12 protein-coding genes are annotated in these 15,414 nt (G+C 44.7%); 6 read left to right on the top strand and 6 right to left on the bottom strand.

Features of this window, described 5'->3' with window-relative positions; translation table 11 throughout:
- Positions 1-123: 123 nt before the first annotated feature.
- From fliF to cobM, 5 genes are all read left to right on the top strand, one after another.
- Positions 124-1,731 carry a flagellar basal-body MS-ring/collar protein FliF gene (gene fliF / locus AC3WVG_RS09635; RefSeq protein WP_488797917.1) on the top strand — a complete coding sequence of 536 codons (1,608 nt, stop codon included), beginning with the start codon at positions 124-126 and terminating at the stop codon, positions 1,729-1,731.
- Complete coding sequence (fliG, locus tag AC3WVG_RS09630; RefSeq protein WP_488797916.1) at positions 1,732-2,739, top strand: flagellar motor switch protein FliG; 1,008 nt, start codon at positions 1,732-1,734, stop codon at positions 2,737-2,739.
- On the top strand, positions 2,732-3,448 hold the full coding sequence (locus AC3WVG_RS09625) for a FliH/SctL family protein (RefSeq protein ID WP_488797915.1): 717 nt from the start codon (positions 2,732-2,734) through the stop codon (positions 3,446-3,448). The genes fliG and AC3WVG_RS09625 overlap by 8 nt, the downstream gene beginning before the upstream one ends.
- Positions 3,449-3,453: 5 nt before the next feature.
- Positions 3,454-4,758 (top strand): FliI/YscN family ATPase, encoded by a 1,305-nt coding sequence (locus AC3WVG_RS09620; protein ID WP_488797914.1) that lies wholly within the window; start codon positions 3,454-3,456, stop codon positions 4,756-4,758.
- Between the two features lie 589 nt (positions 4,759-5,347).
- On the top strand, positions 5,348-6,112 hold the full coding sequence (cobM, locus tag AC3WVG_RS09615; RefSeq protein ID WP_488797913.1) for a precorrin-4 C(11)-methyltransferase: 765 nt from the start codon (positions 5,348-5,350) through the stop codon (positions 6,110-6,112).
- A 36-nt stretch (positions 6,113-6,148) separates the two neighbouring features.
- Here the strand turns inward: cobM and moaA are convergent, their stop codons facing one another.
- On the bottom strand, positions 6,149-7,144 hold the full coding sequence (gene moaA, locus AC3WVG_RS09610; RefSeq protein ID WP_488797912.1) for a GTP 3',8-cyclase MoaA: 996 nt from the start codon (positions 7,142-7,144) through the stop codon (positions 6,149-6,151).
- A 23-nt stretch (positions 7,145-7,167) separates the two neighbouring features.
- Positions 7,168-8,403, bottom strand: coding sequence for a glycosyltransferase family 9 protein (locus tag AC3WVG_RS09605; RefSeq protein WP_488797911.1), 1,236 nt, complete (start codon positions 8,401-8,403; stop codon positions 7,168-7,170).
- Positions 8,404-8,614: 211 nt separating this feature from the next.
- On the opposite strand from AC3WVG_RS09605, the gene rfaE2 reads away from it, so the two are divergent.
- Positions 8,615-9,091, top strand: coding sequence for a D-glycero-beta-D-manno-heptose 1-phosphate adenylyltransferase (gene rfaE2 / locus AC3WVG_RS09600; RefSeq protein ID WP_488797910.1), 477 nt, complete (start codon positions 8,615-8,617; stop codon positions 9,089-9,091).
- A 262-nt stretch (positions 9,092-9,353) separates the two neighbouring features.
- Here the strand turns inward: rfaE2 and AC3WVG_RS09595 are convergent, their stop codons facing one another.
- From AC3WVG_RS09595 to glmS, 4 genes are all read right to left on the bottom strand, one after another.
- Positions 9,354-11,018: an ArnT family glycosyltransferase gene (locus AC3WVG_RS09595; protein ID WP_488797909.1), complete on the bottom strand. Its 1,665-nt coding sequence runs from the start codon at positions 11,016-11,018 to the stop codon at positions 9,354-9,356.
- The gene (locus AC3WVG_RS09590) at positions 11,005-11,616 is read right to left on the bottom strand and encodes a phosphatase PAP2 family protein (protein WP_488797908.1); all 612 of its coding nucleotides are present in this window, start codon (positions 11,614-11,616) and stop codon (positions 11,005-11,007) included. Before AC3WVG_RS09590 ends, AC3WVG_RS09595 begins: the two co-directional genes overlap by 14 nt.
- 98 nt (positions 11,617-11,714) lie before the next feature.
- Positions 11,715-13,466: an N-acetylmuramoyl-L-alanine amidase gene (locus AC3WVG_RS09585; protein ID WP_488797907.1), complete on the bottom strand. Its 1,752-nt coding sequence runs from the start codon at positions 13,464-13,466 to the stop codon at positions 11,715-11,717.
- A 1-nt stretch (position 13,467) separates the two neighbouring features.
- On the bottom strand, positions 13,468-15,291 hold the full coding sequence (glmS, locus tag AC3WVG_RS09580) for a glutamine--fructose-6-phosphate transaminase (isomerizing) (protein ID WP_488797906.1): 1,824 nt from the start codon (positions 15,289-15,291) through the stop codon (positions 13,468-13,470).
- Positions 15,292-15,414 lie beyond the last annotated feature (123 nt).

The raw sequence follows: 15,414 nt of genomic DNA, 5'->3' as shown, positions 1-15,414 counted from the left end.
CACTCTTCAATTGTGTAGTAATTTGAGGATGTTAATCGTGTCAGAAAGTTGAGTTTCAATGATGTATATTTTGAATTTTTGTTGGCTAAAGTTTATCGTTAAATTAACAAAAAAGGATAGATTATGCCTCCTTTTCTAACCAAAGCCTGGGAACAGATAGGTGGTCTCTGGAGTAAAAGTACCTTGGCCCAGCGCATCTTATATCTCGGGATGCTCGCGTCGGTCATAATCGTCTTTATTGTCCTCTTGTTTCTTGTAAATCGCACTGAATATAAAGTTCTCTATTCCAACCTCTACCCTGAAGATGCTGCCCGAGTCGTTCAAATTTTAGAGAAGCAAAAAGTTGCGTATAAGCTTCAAGATAATGGTGCTACCATACTGGTTCCTGCAGGCCAGGTCTATAATCTACGTTTAATGATTGCTGGCGAAGGTGCTCTACAGGGACAGGGCGTTGGCTTTGAAATCTTTGATCAGAATAAGATTGGTCAAACAGACTTTGTACAGCGTATAAATTATCAACGTGCTTTGCAGGGAGAATTGGCCCGTACTATTTCCGAGTTCCCCGAAGTGGAAGCGGCCAGGGTTCATCTGGTTTTGCCCAATAAAAGTTTGTTTATCGAGGAACAAAATCCTCCTTCTGCCTCAGTAGTGCTAAAATTAAAACCCGGATACTCATTGAACAGTCAACAGGTCCAAAGCATTGTCAACTTGATTACCACTGGCGTGGAAGGCATGGAGCCCGAACGTATCACTGTCTCTGATACGCGTGGGAAAATTTTATACCAGCATAAGCCTGATAGTTTGGAGGGATTGACCAATACTCAACTGGAGTACCAGTTAAATTTTCAACAAAATCTGGAGAAGCGCATAGAGCAGATGCTCGCACCGATTGTGGGCGGCCCAAACAGGGTCATTGCCAAAGTTAATGTTGATCTGGATTTTAGCCAGAAGACTATCCATAAAGAAATCTACGACCCGGAAGGGGCTGTCATTCGCAGTGAACAAAAAACCGACGAAAGCAGCCGTGGAGTGGCCAATCTGGAACAAGGGGTTCCTGAACCGGCCTATCAAGGTGAAGGTGTTAGTGGCTCAGGTTCAACCCAGGAGACCAGCCGGACCACTTCAACGACTAATTATGAAATTAGCAAAGAAGAACAACAAATTGTTGCTCCTATTGGGGAGGTGCGTCGTTTGAGTGTAGCCGTTATAGTCGACGGTAAATATACTCAGGATAAAAATGGAGAATTTGTTTATCAACCTTTAACAGAACAGGAACTGGCCAGAATAAGACAGTTGGTGGAAAACGCAGTTGGGTTTGATCAAGCTCGCGGAGACAGTATAGAGGTGTCCAATCTTTCCTTTGGCCCACCTGAGCCAGAAATTGAGCCTACTTTGTTGGAGAAGGTTTCCGAGTACTTCCAGATTATTGGCAAGCCTCTCTTAAATGCCCTGATTATTTTACTTTTCCTCATCCTGGTAGTCCGGCCCGTTGTTATGGCCATCTTAAAACCCAAGGTGGTTGAAGAAGAAGCAGAAGACATGGAAGGGTTGCCTGAAGGCGAAGAAAAAATGGCTCTTGTTGAGGGCTTGAGTGAGGAGGAACAGTTGGCCATGGAAGAGCAGAAACGTATTGAGGATACACGAGCTCTGGCCACACAATTGGCCAGTGAAAATTTTGACCAGGCTTTTGCCGTGATCAAGAAGTGGCTCAAGGAAGAGGAGGGTGCGTAAGTGGCGGGTCCGGATAGACTTACTGGGACGCAAAAAACAGCCATTTTGCTCCTGGCTCTGGGTGATAAATTCACTACCCAGGTCTTTGAGCGCATGGACAAAAAAGAGATTGCCAAAATTTCCAAGGCCATGGTGGAAATGGAGAGTGTACCTAAAGAAAAGGCCGAAGAAGTGCTCAAGGAGTTTAATCAGTCAGTCGCACTAGGTAAGGAAATGCTCCTGGGCGGGCCGGATAAGGTGCGCAAGTTATTGGAAAATCTGGATTCAGATACTGCCAAATATGTGGTTGATGCTCTGGACCTGGATACCGGGCCTGCTCCTTTTAAGGAACTAGGTAATGTTAGCCCAAAAATCCTGGCTCAGATACTACGCAATGAACATCCCCAGACTTTGGCCTTGATTATTGGGCATTTGCCACCGGAAAACGCGGCTGAACTGCTTCAGAATTTACCGTCCGGTGTAAGGGCGGAAGTGTTAATGCGCTTGGCTAAACTGGAAGCAGTGCCTGAGGATATGCTTCAGGAGGTAGACAAAGTGTTGCAAAGCCAGCTAATTGCTATTGGAGGAAAAGAAGGCAAAAAAGTTGGTGGTACCCAGTCCGTTGCTGAAATTCTCAATGCAGTGGAACGCAGCGTGGAAGAAGAAGTTATGTCGGAAATTGAAGAAGAATCCGCTCAGCTGGCTGAAGAAATCAGAGAGCTCATGTTCGTTTTTGACGATATTATCAATCTGGACGACAGGGCCGTTCGCGAAGTACTCAAGGAGGTCAGCAACGAAGATCTGACTCTGGCCCTAAAAACGGCCTCGGATGAACTTAAAGAAAAATTCTTCAGCAACTTGTCTGAGCGAGCCGCGAATATGATCCGGGAGGATCTGGAAATTATGGGGCCGGTGAAATTGTCAGAAGTGGAAGCAGCCCAGCAGAATATAGTCAAAGTAGTCCGTCGACTGGAAGCTGAAGGCCGTATTGTTATTGCAGGCAAGGGAGGAGGAGATATCCTTGTCTAAAAGTTTATCCAAGCCTGATTCCGGCAAGGTCATTGTAGGACTGCAGACCAGGTTCTTGGCTGAATTAGAAGCGAGAGCCACGGATCGATCCTATTTAACCCCGGAAACAGAAGACAAGTTTTGGGAGCGGGTTAAAGCCAGGGCTCAAGAAAAGGCCAGGGAGATTATTGCCCGGGCCATGCAAGAGGCCCAGGGTATTAGAGAGCAGGCCAGGGAAGAGGGGTTAAAACAGGGGCAGGCTCAGGCCGCCCGGGAAATCGAAAAGGTCAAGCAAAATTTGACTGATGATTTTGCCAGGGTGATTAGCCAGATAGAGCGGGAAAAGCGCAAAATTTGGGAACGGTTCCGGCAGGATTTGGTCTTATTAACCAGGGCGGCCGTGGAAAAGGTCTTGGGTCTTGAACTGGAGAAAAACAAAGAGCAGGTCCTGGAAAATCTTCTGGATCAAGCCCTGGAACTTATTGAAAGCAAAGAAGAACTGGTCATCAGGGTCAATCCGGATGATACGGAATTACTGCAGGAGATAATGGATAAGCTCAGGGCCAAGCATCCTCAACTCAGCCTTTGGCAGATCAAGCCTGATCCCCAGATAACGCAGGGAGGACTCGTCCTGGAAAACGGCAAAGGCATGGTCGATAATACCATTGAAGGTCGGTATGCAGCAGTGAAAAAAATTTTGGACGAGCTTTCCCTTGATGAGGACAGTTAGAGAGCATGGGCCCCAAAGATTGTTTGCATCTTTTGCATGACTTAAATCCGGCCCAGACCTATGGCAAAGTGACCAAGGTGGTCGGTCTGGTGGTGGAAGGCCAGGGTTTAAAAGCGGCCCTTGGCTCTACCTGCCAACTTATTGCTGATGAAAATAGTGAGCAATACATCAATGCCGAAGTGGTTGGTTTCAGGGACGGTGTAGTCCTGTTTATGCCATATGGTGATATGCGCGGCATAAAGCCTGGCAGCTTAATCAAAAACTCTGCCCATCCTCCGCTTTTTCCTGTTGGTCACAGATTCTTAGGTCAAGCCATTGACGCTTTTGGTCAACCCCTGGACAAATCCAAGAATATTTCACCCCGGAAATATTACCCACTGTATGCTCAACCCCTGAATCCCCTGGAACGGCCCAGAATCAAAGAGCCCTTAGATGTTGGGATTAGGGCGATTAATGCACTTTTAACCCTGGGCAAGGGGCAACGGGTAGGAATAATGGCGGGGTCTGGTGTGGGCAAGAGTACTCTCATGGGGATGATGGCCAGATACACTAAGGCAGATGTGAATGTCATTGCCCTGGTTGGTGAACGCGGTCGAGAAGTAGTGGAATTTATGGAAAAGGATCTGGGACCAGAAGGCATGGCCAGGTCTGTTTTGGTGGTAGCTACATCAGATCAGGCCCCGCTTATCCGTATGCGCGCTGCTTATGCAGCTACTGCCATGGCGGAATATTTTCGCGATCAAGGTCTGGACGTACTTTTGATGATGGATTCAGTGACCAGGTTTGCCATGGCTGCGCGCGAAGTTGGCCTGGCTGCAGGTGAACCTCCAACCACCAGAGGATATACGCCCACAGTTTTTGCTCATCTGCCTAAACTTTTAGAGCGGGCAGGACGCAATGAAAAAGGTAGTATTACCGGGATTTACACTGTCCTGGTAGAAGGTGATGACTTCAACGAGCCTGTTGCTGATGCCGTGCGTTCCATTTTGGACGGGCACATTGTTTTGACCAGAGAATTGGCCGATCAAGGACACTATCCGGCAATTGATGTCTTAAAGAGTGTAAGTCGACTTCGATCAGATATTACACCTAGAGAAGTTTTGCAGGCCGGTCAGGACATAATAAGCCATCTGGCCACTTATAAGCGGGTGGAGGATATGATCAATATAGGCGCTTATGTTAGAGGCAGCAACCAGGACATAGACAGGGCCCTTGAACTGATTGGTCCTATCAATGAATTCTTACGCCAGCCAGTAGAAGAAAAACAAACTCTGGAAGAGAGTTTTCAAAAGCTCCTGGAGCTTGGTTGAGTTAGGTTATTTTAATGTTGGATGTTTAATGCTTAATGTTGAATGAAAAAGAAGAGAAAAGGGCGTATTGAAGAGGAAGCTCTGAAGTTGAGAAGATGAGAAGTTAGGTGGGGTGGGTTGGTTAGGAGAGTGGGAGAAGAGAGAAAACAATCAGCACATGCAATGCCAAAATCAAGGTTTCTCAAAAATCAGTGCAAATAGTGGATGCGCCTTCTTTCATCTAAGAATCTCTGGCCAACCTCCTATTTTGACTACCATATTGAAAATCCTGGTTTCTTGAATGCCTTGCAAAGGGCTGGGTAAGCCATCTTGGAGAAGCTTGCGGATAAGCAGAGCATCGGGGCGACAAAACTAAATATTTGGTGTTTTCTGCCATAACTACCGACAATAAAAGAATATTCATTTATCCAAAATACCCCATTATGCTCTGCCCGCAAGCAAGCTATAGATGGGTCCAGGCATTTGCACCAGCATGAAAGAAATCCGGATTGGAAAAAATTATGAAAATTTACCCTTCAGTCAAAGTTTGGCCACAGAGTCTTAAACTAATAGACCATTCAACTATTCAATCATTTACCCATTATCGAAAATGAGAAGTAAAAAAGAGCGGATCAATATTTACTTTGTCGGGGCTGGTCCAGGTGACCCCGAACTGATCACTGTCAAGGGGCAAAAGATCATTAACCAGGCCGACGTTATCCTCTATGCGGGTTCTCTGGTGCCCAAGGAACTATTTACCCATGCCCGTGCTCGCCAGGTTATTGACTCCTCGTCACTTACTCTGGAGGAAATAGAGGAGATATTCCTTAATGCACATGTCAAAAATCTTTTACTTGCCCGTGTGCACACAGGAGATCCAAGTCTTTACGGAACCATATTAGAGCAGATTCGGTGGATGGAGGCCAGAGGAATTGCCTATGAAATCATACCGGGAGTTAGCGCTGCTTTTGCTGCTGCAGCTAAAGCCAAGGTCTCCTTCACAGTGCCTGAATTAAATCAAACTTTGATTTTAACCAGGGTTGAGGGGCGCACTCCTGTGCCTGAGAGCCAGCGTTTAAAAAAACTGGCCGCAACCAAAAGTGCACTGGCCATTTATCTTTCTGCCAGCCAAGCCCGGAGCATCCAGGAAGAACTATTGCAGGCGGGTTTTAAAGAAGATAGCCAGGTGATTATCGGGTATCGGGTAGGCTGGCCTGATGAACAGATTGTCCACACCACTTTAATAGATTTGACCAGGCAAATGGAAAAGAAAGGATTCACCCGGCAGGTGATTTTTCTTGTTTTACCCTTTAAGGACGAAAACAAACGCTCCAAGCTCTATGATCCGGGTTTCAGCCACGGCTTTCGTAGCTAGTTTGAATAAGCGTGTCGGCCACAGGCTCTTAAACTCTCATCCGCCAATAGAAGACATAACCCTCTGACAAACACTTTGCTTGTTTTCATCCTTGGACAACAAGTTATACCCCAACGGCTTTTTTCGGCTTGTCCGCTCCAACACCTTTTTTAACTGTCCCAGACTCAGTTTAGGGGAACGTAGCAAGGGGAGCAAACGGTATTCTTTATCTGAAAACAGGCAGGTTCGAAGCTTTCCGTCAGGAGTAATCCTTAAACGGTTACACTTATCGCAAAAATGATCGCTTAGCGGAGAAATGATGCCCAATCTGCCCTGCCCCTCCTTCAATGCAAAAATTTTTGCCGGGCCGCTGGTCTGACCTCCCTTCTCTTCAAGAACCAAAGGCGTAATTTTTTGTGCTGCTGTTAAAATCTCTTTTGCTGACCAGTAAAAATCCTTGTTCCACATGGTTCTGCCCCCAATGGGCATAAACTCAATAAAACGTATATCTACCGGATGGTCTAGAGCAAAACGGACAAAATCCTCCAGTTCATTGTCATTGACTCCTTTTAAAGCCACAACATTTATCTTGACCCGTATTCCTTTCTCCAAACAACGATCAATACTAGCGCGCACATTATGATAAAAATCACGCCCGGTAATTTCGATAAATTTGTCCGCATCCAGGGTGTCTAAAGAAATATTTATACAGTTAATACCCATATCTTTTAATGCCTGAACTTTATTGGCAATTAAAGTGCCGTTGGTTGTAATGCGCAAGTCAAGAAACGGAAATTTATGACGTAACCTTGCTAAAAAATAGAGAAAATCCCTGCGTACAAAAGGCTCGCCCCCGGTCAGGCGTATCTTCTGTACCCCCAGGTCTACACAAGCCCGGATAAGTTCAAACATTTCCTCATAAGTCAGGATATTTTGATGAGAAATGAATTTTAAATACTTACAATTACGACAATAAAAACAGCGTAGATTACACCGGTCAGTCACGCTTAAGCGCAAATAACTTACACCGCGGCCATATTGATCTACAATCATAAATATCCTCCAAACCTCAATTTTCAGGGCAGCATCCATTCACGTTCCGGAAACACTCCTTGAACCAAATCTGAGGAAACAAAATGTTGACTTTCACTGTCTGGGTTTAAAAATAAACTTAAAGCATCCCTCAATCTCTGCCGTGACCTGACATAAGGATCATGTCCAAATACCGGCCTATAAACCACGCCCAACTCATCAAAACCTGATGTAAGGACACAAAGTTCATCCAGCTCATCTTTCTTATTATCCAGAATGAATTGAATTATTGATTTATGAGCCAATTTTTTATGGCAAATCAGGTCAAAGCGACAGGGACGCGATTCTACACAAGGGGCACAATGGGGCATAGTCTGAAAAACTACATGGCCTTGGCCATAAGGTCCGGTTTCAAAGCACCAGGCAGAGGAAAAGAAAAAGGCCCACACAGGCACACCTAGATGGGCCGCCAAGTGCATTGTTCCAGTGTCCGGGGTAACTACTGCCTCTAAACTTTGCACCACCTGGACAAGATCTGTCCAGCTGGTTTTTCCTGTTAGGTCTTTTACTTCGGAAATAATTTTCGGCTCGAGCAGACCCTTCAACTTCTGGGCTAAGGGCTGCTGTGCTTGGCTCCCCAAAAAATAAATTGGGCCCTGATCAAGCCTTTTGCGCATAGCCAAAATAATAGCGGCCAAGGTCGTTAATGGGATGGAACGCCTGGAATCACGCCCAGCAATGACCACGCCCAGTCCCTGGCCCGACGTTTCTGAGACAGGGTTGACATGGGCTGGCGAAATAGGATCTTCGTCAAAAAAAGCCCAGTAATCAACAAGATTTATAGGTGCTGTTACTCTGTCTTTGGCCAACCGAAAAGCCAGCCTGACCAATTTATCTCTAACTTCCTGTCCATGAAAGTTCTGATACCCACGGACGCTGTACGGATCAAACAGACGAACCAGGGCAAAATTCAAACCAGAAAAATTAAGGTTAACTACGAGCTCAAAATCTATCTCTTTCAGTCGGGACAGCACCTTCCTGTTTTCCATTAATATTCTGGCGGGACTGGCCTTCTGACCATGAGCCAGGATAGGATGCAAAATGACTTCCGGGTAAACCAATTCAGCTAGGCTGCTCAAAGACTTGTCCAGGACCAGGTGAACCTGCCCTTTTTGCTGTAGAGACAAGATTAGGCGCTTACTCTGGATAAGATCGCCAAACCTGGCTAACTGGATGACTAAGTATTTTTTATCCATGGAGGTATAAGGTTTGGGGTACAATATACAGACTCTGTGGCCATACTTTGACTGAAGAGTAAATTTTCATAATTTTTTCCAAATCCTGATTTCTAATCTGGTGGTCAAAATGGGGTTTGGCCACAGACTCTAGAAGGTAAGGAATAACATCAAAAGTCTCCTTTCTTAATCCTTGCAGGTTGTTGATATAAGCTTTAAGGTAAAAGGTAAAGGTTTGAGGTATAATGAAATGAGAATGAATTCGAACAGCGAAAAGATTATATCCTTGGATGATTTTCTAAAGCAAAAAGACAGACTAACTGACAAAAAAATTGTTTTTACCAATGGCTGCTTTGACCTTCTGCATCCCGGCCATGTGGATTATTTAGAGCGGGCAAGAGCCCTGGGAGATGTGTTGGTGGTTGGCCTGAATAGTGATGAATCCGTGCGCAGACTTAAAGGGCCAAAGCGGCCCATTAATGCGGAAATGGACAGGGCCTTGGTACTGGCAGGCCTGGGCTGCGTAAATTTTGTCATCATCTTTAGTGAAGATACCCCTTATAACCTAATCAAGGCTGTCCAGCCAGATGTCCTGGTAAAAGGTGGAGACTGGCCGATCGATAAAATCGTGGGCAAGGATATTGTTCTGGCCAAAGGGGGAGAAGTAAAAAGTCTTGATTTTTTACCTGGTTACTCCACTACCAGCTTAATTGACAAAATAAAAAATACTTAAACTTATTCGTCGGGTTGAATCTAAAGCCAGATCAAAAAACTTTGCGCCTTTGCGGCTTGGCGCGAGGTAATGTTTTTTAACATATTGAAAGTATAGCACAATTAGATGAGATAGCCCTGGGTTCAAGTAATCTTCCCTTACCCCGTACCCCGTAATCCCTACCCCTTAAAAGGTCTGCGGCTAAAATATAAGCTTTCATAATTTAGTTTTAAGTCCGGGTAATTTTTTCGCTTGTGGCGAGATTATGCACGCTGATTAGTTGTTATTTGATTTTTTGGGTTTGCGTCTCTTCAGTAACGGCAAGGTAATAAACTCTGTCCACAATCCATTGTTCATGTACAATTTTCAAGTTTTCAGGCCGTTCACGCCATCTGTCCCAATATTTTTTGCGCATGGCCAGGACAATTTTCTCCCCGTTTCTGATTCTTTGGCCGATCATGGCGAGGTCTCTAGTTTCAAGGATGTTTTGTCCGGCATAATAAGTGTATGTCCCGGAATAAATCTTATAGGCAATGGGAGTATAGCCTTTTCTGATGTAAAACCCCATTTTTTCGGCCTGCTCTCTAGGGCTCATGACCGCATCCAGGGATGGTGCTGTAAAGATTCCTAGGACATTGATAAGCAGGGTCATGCCCATAACCAAGGTCATGAGGGGTAGGCAAAAGTCTTTTTTTCTAAGCTTGAAGATGAGAACGGCCATGCCAAGGCAGACAAATGCAGCCAGAAAATGGCCTTTTATTTTAATGGGCCAGGGATGGAAAAAGTTGGCCAGAGGCAAAACAAGAGTCAGTAGGGCAAAGAATAGGGCTAAACCCAGCCAGAACTTAGACTTTTGTTGGCTTTCCCAGAGGAATTTGGCCGTTAAAATAGCCAGTGGGGCGAAGATAGGCAAAAGATAGATGACAATTTTTATACTGATACAAGACAGCAGAACAAAACCTGAAAGAAAATATACGGATAAAAAACGCAAGCCTGGTTTCAGCTCCTCCGCGGCTTCGCCTCTCGACTCCTGACTCCCGACTCCTGACTCCCGACTCTTTTTGCCTTTTACCATGTTCCATGCTTTTAGCAAAAACAAGATCGTCCATGGCAGCCACACCAGAGGCAGGGTTAAAAGATAGTGATAAAAGGGTTGCGGGTGATGCCAGGTATTTACTGCTCGGCGATAAATCTGGTCATAAAAAATACTATGTAAAAATTTTTCTCCTTCGACAATATATGCTCCAATAACCCACAATAAAAGAATGCTGAGACAGAGGCCAAATCCTTTTAAAAATTTTTTTTGCCAGATTAAATTCAGTTTTTTTTGTAAGGCTAGAAAAATAAGGAAAGATATTAAGGGGAAGGCCAGTCCAAGTGGACCTTTAGTCAATACTGCCAAGGCTGATAATATAAATGCAATATAGAGGTATTTGTCCTTTTGGATGAGATAATATTTATAAAAAAATATGTGACTTAAAATAATTAGAGAAGCAAAGAAAAGGTCCATGCGTAAATAATGTGTAACTCCCATAAAATATAAATTGGTTAAGAGAACAAGACAGGCTAGCAGGGATATGTTTTTATCTTTTATGGTGACCAGTGCCAGATGGTAAGTGGCTATCAGGTATAAATATGCTGAAAGACTTGTGCAAAAAAAGAAAAGTGCGGGAGGAGTAAATGGCGTACATGATTTTACCAGGTAGATGAACCAGAAGTACACCGGCGGTTTATCAGGGTAAGGCTGACCATTTAAGTATAGAACAAGCCATTTTTTTGCCTGGATTAAGTGTTCAAATACATTGGCATAGCGGATTTCGTCAGAAAACCATAGGTTTCTGGTATTGAGCGTAAAAGCAGTCTGTAGCCCTAGAATAACGGCCAGAGAGAAATAGGGATGTTTTTGGATCCACGTCCATATTTTGGTACAAAAACTATCTGTCTGCATTTTTTTTCTTCCAAAAGGTATAGATTAAAAAACCGCTTAACGAACCTAGAAAATAGCCTAAGATCAGATCAGAAGGGTGATGTTCACCCAAATAGACTCGAGAAAAGGCCAGCAGCGTCCCAAAACAGCCCAAAACAAGGCAGATTATATTTTGCCGGCGCCATAAAGCAAGAGGGAGGATGGCGCCGAAAATTTCCGCTGTATGCCCCGAAGGCAGGGAGTTGAACTTGTTTTGTATTGACAAGGGATGAAACTGGTCTCCCATGCCTGGTCTTGGCCTGCCAATACTGATTTTTAGCACACGGACCACGAAAAAAGAGATTACCAGTTGAAACAAGATATAATAACCACAGAGTCGAACCAAGCTTTTTTCTTTTTTAACTAGGCCCCAGATAAGAAGAGTAGAATAAACTACGTAAAAAAAAGCGTTGCCCCAATCAGTGAGAAGCGTAAAAAAAGTAGTCAACCGGGGATGTTCTGGTCGAAAAGCAGTGAAGAAGAGGTAGATTTTTTCCTCGGTGCCCAGAAAAAAATAAAGACAGAAAACAATTACCCAAAAGGGTAAGCTTGTTATGATAAAAGGTCGTATATCGTTCATTTGTCGGTTAAATGATGGAAAGTCAGGAAGATGGGAAGTTGGGAGGTTATATTTTTCTCTTTTTCTCCTAACTTCTTGGCTTCCCAGCTTCTTAAGTTCTACCTTTTCGCGTAACGTTCGATTTTTCCTTTATAAGCCAGAATACCTTTGACCAGACCTTTGGCCATTTGGTTGAGAAAAGAGTCTGAGGTGAGTTTGCGTCGATCATAATAATTGGTAATGTAGCCAAGTTCTACCAGGATAGCCGGCATTTTCGCTCCCATAAGGACGTAAAAAGGAGCTTCCCGCACTCCTTGGTCCTTAAAGTTAGAGTATAATTTTCTGGCGTATCTAAGGGTATTTGTATGAGCATTGTGGGCCAGGTCGCGTGACTCGTTGATTTTGGAGTTGAGCATCAGGTCAGTAAGAATAAATTGCAAGTCACTGATTTTTTTAGTGGAAACGGCATTTTCCCTGGCTGCTACTCTGATGGCGTCCTTGGATTTGGCCAGGTTCAGGTAGTAAACCTCAAACCCTCGAATTTTTCTGTTTCTATGGGCATTACAGTGGATGGAGATAAACAAGTCCACTTTTTGGGAATTGGCCATGGCAGTTCTTTCTTCTAAGGGAATAAAAACATCTTTTGTTCTAGTGTAGAGGACAGTAAAGCCTTGCTTTTTGAGTTGTCTTCCCAGAATTTTGACCATTTTCAGGTTGATATCTTTTTCTCGCACCCTTTTGCATACGGCTCCTGGATCTTTTCCACCATGACCGGCATCAAGCATGATGGTTTTGATTTTTAACCCCAATTGCTCCAGCAGGTTTTGCGAAGTCAAGACCTTGCTTTTTGGATCAAGGTTTAGTCTGGAAGCAGTTTTGTCTGCCTTTTGTTGAGTTTTCTTGTCCGGAGCATAGACGTCGATAACTACGCGAAAAGGATTGTTCAGGGAAAAGACTCGAAAATTGTCTAGACTCTGGATGTCTAAAACCACACGGGCCTGATTTTGACTATGTTGGGCAGCACGAATTGAGCGCAAAATACCGTCGGTTACTTTTTCTTCCCGGGGAGTGTGTGCTTCCAGGGCGGTTTTGTTCAAATCAATAAAGAGTCTGTATGGTGTACCCAGGTTGGGGTCTGGTTTTAGCAGTTTGTAATAATACTTGACCTCTTCATCCAGGTCCAGGACAACGCGTGTATAATCGTCACTGCTCCAATGGCGGATATTGTTTAATCCGACAACAGGTCGAGTGCCTTGCGAAAGGCGGGATTGGGAAGTCTGTTTATCAGATTTTCTTACGGAATGAGAGGTAGATGCATGTGTTTTCTTATTTGTACTTTTTTTCAGTCCATTTATTTTTTTTAAATTGGCTTGGTCCAGCTTGTGGAGAATTTTTCGGGCCTTGCCGCACATGTCTCCTTTCGGGTAATTATGAACTACTTTTAGTAGCTCCAGGTAGGCTTGGGCTGAATCCCTCAGGTGATAGAGATAGATGGTAGCCTTTTTGAACTGTGCATCATCTGCCCAGGAATGTCCGGGAAAGCGGTTTATGAGCCGTTGATAATAGTCAACAGCCTTATAAAAATCAGATTTAAGATAAGATCTTTTACCGAGCTCTTCGTAAACACGTCCTAGATAATAGAGGGCCTTGGGAGCGTAAGGCCCTTTTGGGTTTTGTTCATAGGCTCGCCAGAATTTTTTTCTGACTTCAAACCAACATGAGCGGTACTGGGCCTTTTTTTTGTTTTTTACAAGGCTGTGAAATGCCTGCCAGCCCTGCCTGAAATCACGGGCAGGACTGGCCAGGACTACCGTACTGAAGCAAAGTGCTAAAAGCAGGGTGAAAAAGAAGAGAGATCTTTTAAGGGCCATTCTATTCCACAGTAACACTCTTGGCCAAGTTCCTGGGTTGGTCCACGTCTTTGCCTAAATAAACAGCCATTTCATAGGCAAATAACTGCAGGGCAGGCAATACCATGAAGCTGTTTAACGGGCCCCACAAAAGAGGTAGCTCCCATGGATGGTCAACTTTAAGCTCCGTCTGGGGATGGGTCAGGGCTATGATTTTACCTCCTCTGGCCTCAACTTCTTTCAGGTTGGACTTGACCTTGGGTAGAAGTTCATCGTTTAAGGCCAGGGCAAATGTGGGAAAGTTTGGGTCAATAAGGGCAATAGGACCATGTTTCATTTCTCCTGCAGCATAGCCTTCAGCGTGGATATAGGAAATTTCTTTGAGTTTGAGTGCTCCTTCCAGGGCCAGTGGGTAATTGATCCCTCGGCCGAGAAAAAAGAAACTGCGGGCTGCAGCGTATTCCTGACTTAAAGCAGCGGCCTTTTCTCTGAGCCGTGGCAACTCTGTTTCCAGAATGTCAGGCAGGCTGCTAAAGGTATGTATTGACTTGGACAGCACATCGGGAGGCAGGACTTTTTGCCGCTGCCCCCAGTACAAGGTTAAGAGGTATAGCAGGACTAACTGGCTGCACATGGCCTTTGTCGAGGCCACGCTAATCTCTGGGCCGGCCTGGGTATAGATGACCCGATCAGACTCCCTGGCCACTGTTGAGCCAACAACATTGCATAACCCTATAACCTTTATCCCCTTCTCTTTGGCTAGTCTTATCCCGGCCAGGGTGTCGGCGGTTTCTCCCGATTGGCTGATGGCCAGGACGAGCTCATCAGGATTTAAGACCAGGTGACGATAACGAAATTCAGAAGCTATCTCCACTTCCACAGGGATGTGCGCCCATTTTTCCAAGAGATATTTAGCCCAAAGACCAGCATGATAAGATGTGCCGCAGGCCACTATATGCAATCTTTTGGGAAAAGGCAGATCGTCAAGTTCTGTTAAAATTACCTGTTCTTTTTTACGGTCTATCCGTCCAGCCAGGCAATCACGAATTACCCTTGGCTGTTCAAATATTTCCTTGAGCATAAAGTGCTTAAATCCACCTTTTTGGGCTGCCTGGACATCCCAGGCAATATGCTGCACCTGCTTATCTACTGGTTTTAAAGAATCTACAGAATAAACCTGCCAGGAGTTGGCATCCATTTCCACCAATTCTCCGTCTTCAAGAAAAACAACATCCTTTGTATACTGCAAAAAGGCAGGGATGTCTGAAGCAACAAAGTTCTCACCTGTGCCCACGCCGAGTAAAAGCGGGCTAGCTTGTCTGGCAGCCCAGATTTTGCCTGGGTAGTCTTTGCTGATCAGGGCAAAGGCATAGGAACCTTCAATTTGGGACAAAGCCCATGAGATGGCTTCGGGAAAGGATGACATTTTTTGCAGACCCTTAGCAATAAGGTGGACTAATACCTCGGTATCTGTCTCAGAATTAAATTGGTGTCCCTCTTTTATTAATTCTTCTCGTAGCTCCTGGAAATTTTCAATTATCCCGTTGTGGACCAGAGCCAGGCTACCGGAAGAGTCCAGGTGAGGATGGGCGTTTTGTTCATTGGGCAGGCCATGGGTGGCCCATCTGGTATGACCAATACCGGATGTGGGCTGCAGGATAATAGGCGAGGTTAATCTGTCCTCCAGAGCTTCTAGTTTGCCGGATGCCCGGTAAAGGTGGACCTGCTCAGATAAAGCAAAGGCAAGACCAGCAGAGTCATATCCTCGATATTCCAGTTTTTTCAGACCTTCTACTATGATTGGTACTGCCGGACGATGGCCGGTATAGGCAATAATTCCACACATGGGAACTCCTTTTTTAAGGTTAAAAGGCTAAAGAGCCTGTGGCCGAACCTTTTTATCAACTTAATTTTCATGTTTTATTCTAGTCTTGGTTTCTTTCATGCTGGTACAAAGACTTGGACTCAT

The sequence above is a fragment of the Desulfovulcanus sp. genome, from assembly GCF_982781345.1.
Note: the sequence above shows the minus strand (reverse complement) of the source record. Positions and strands in the feature narration are given on the sequence as shown.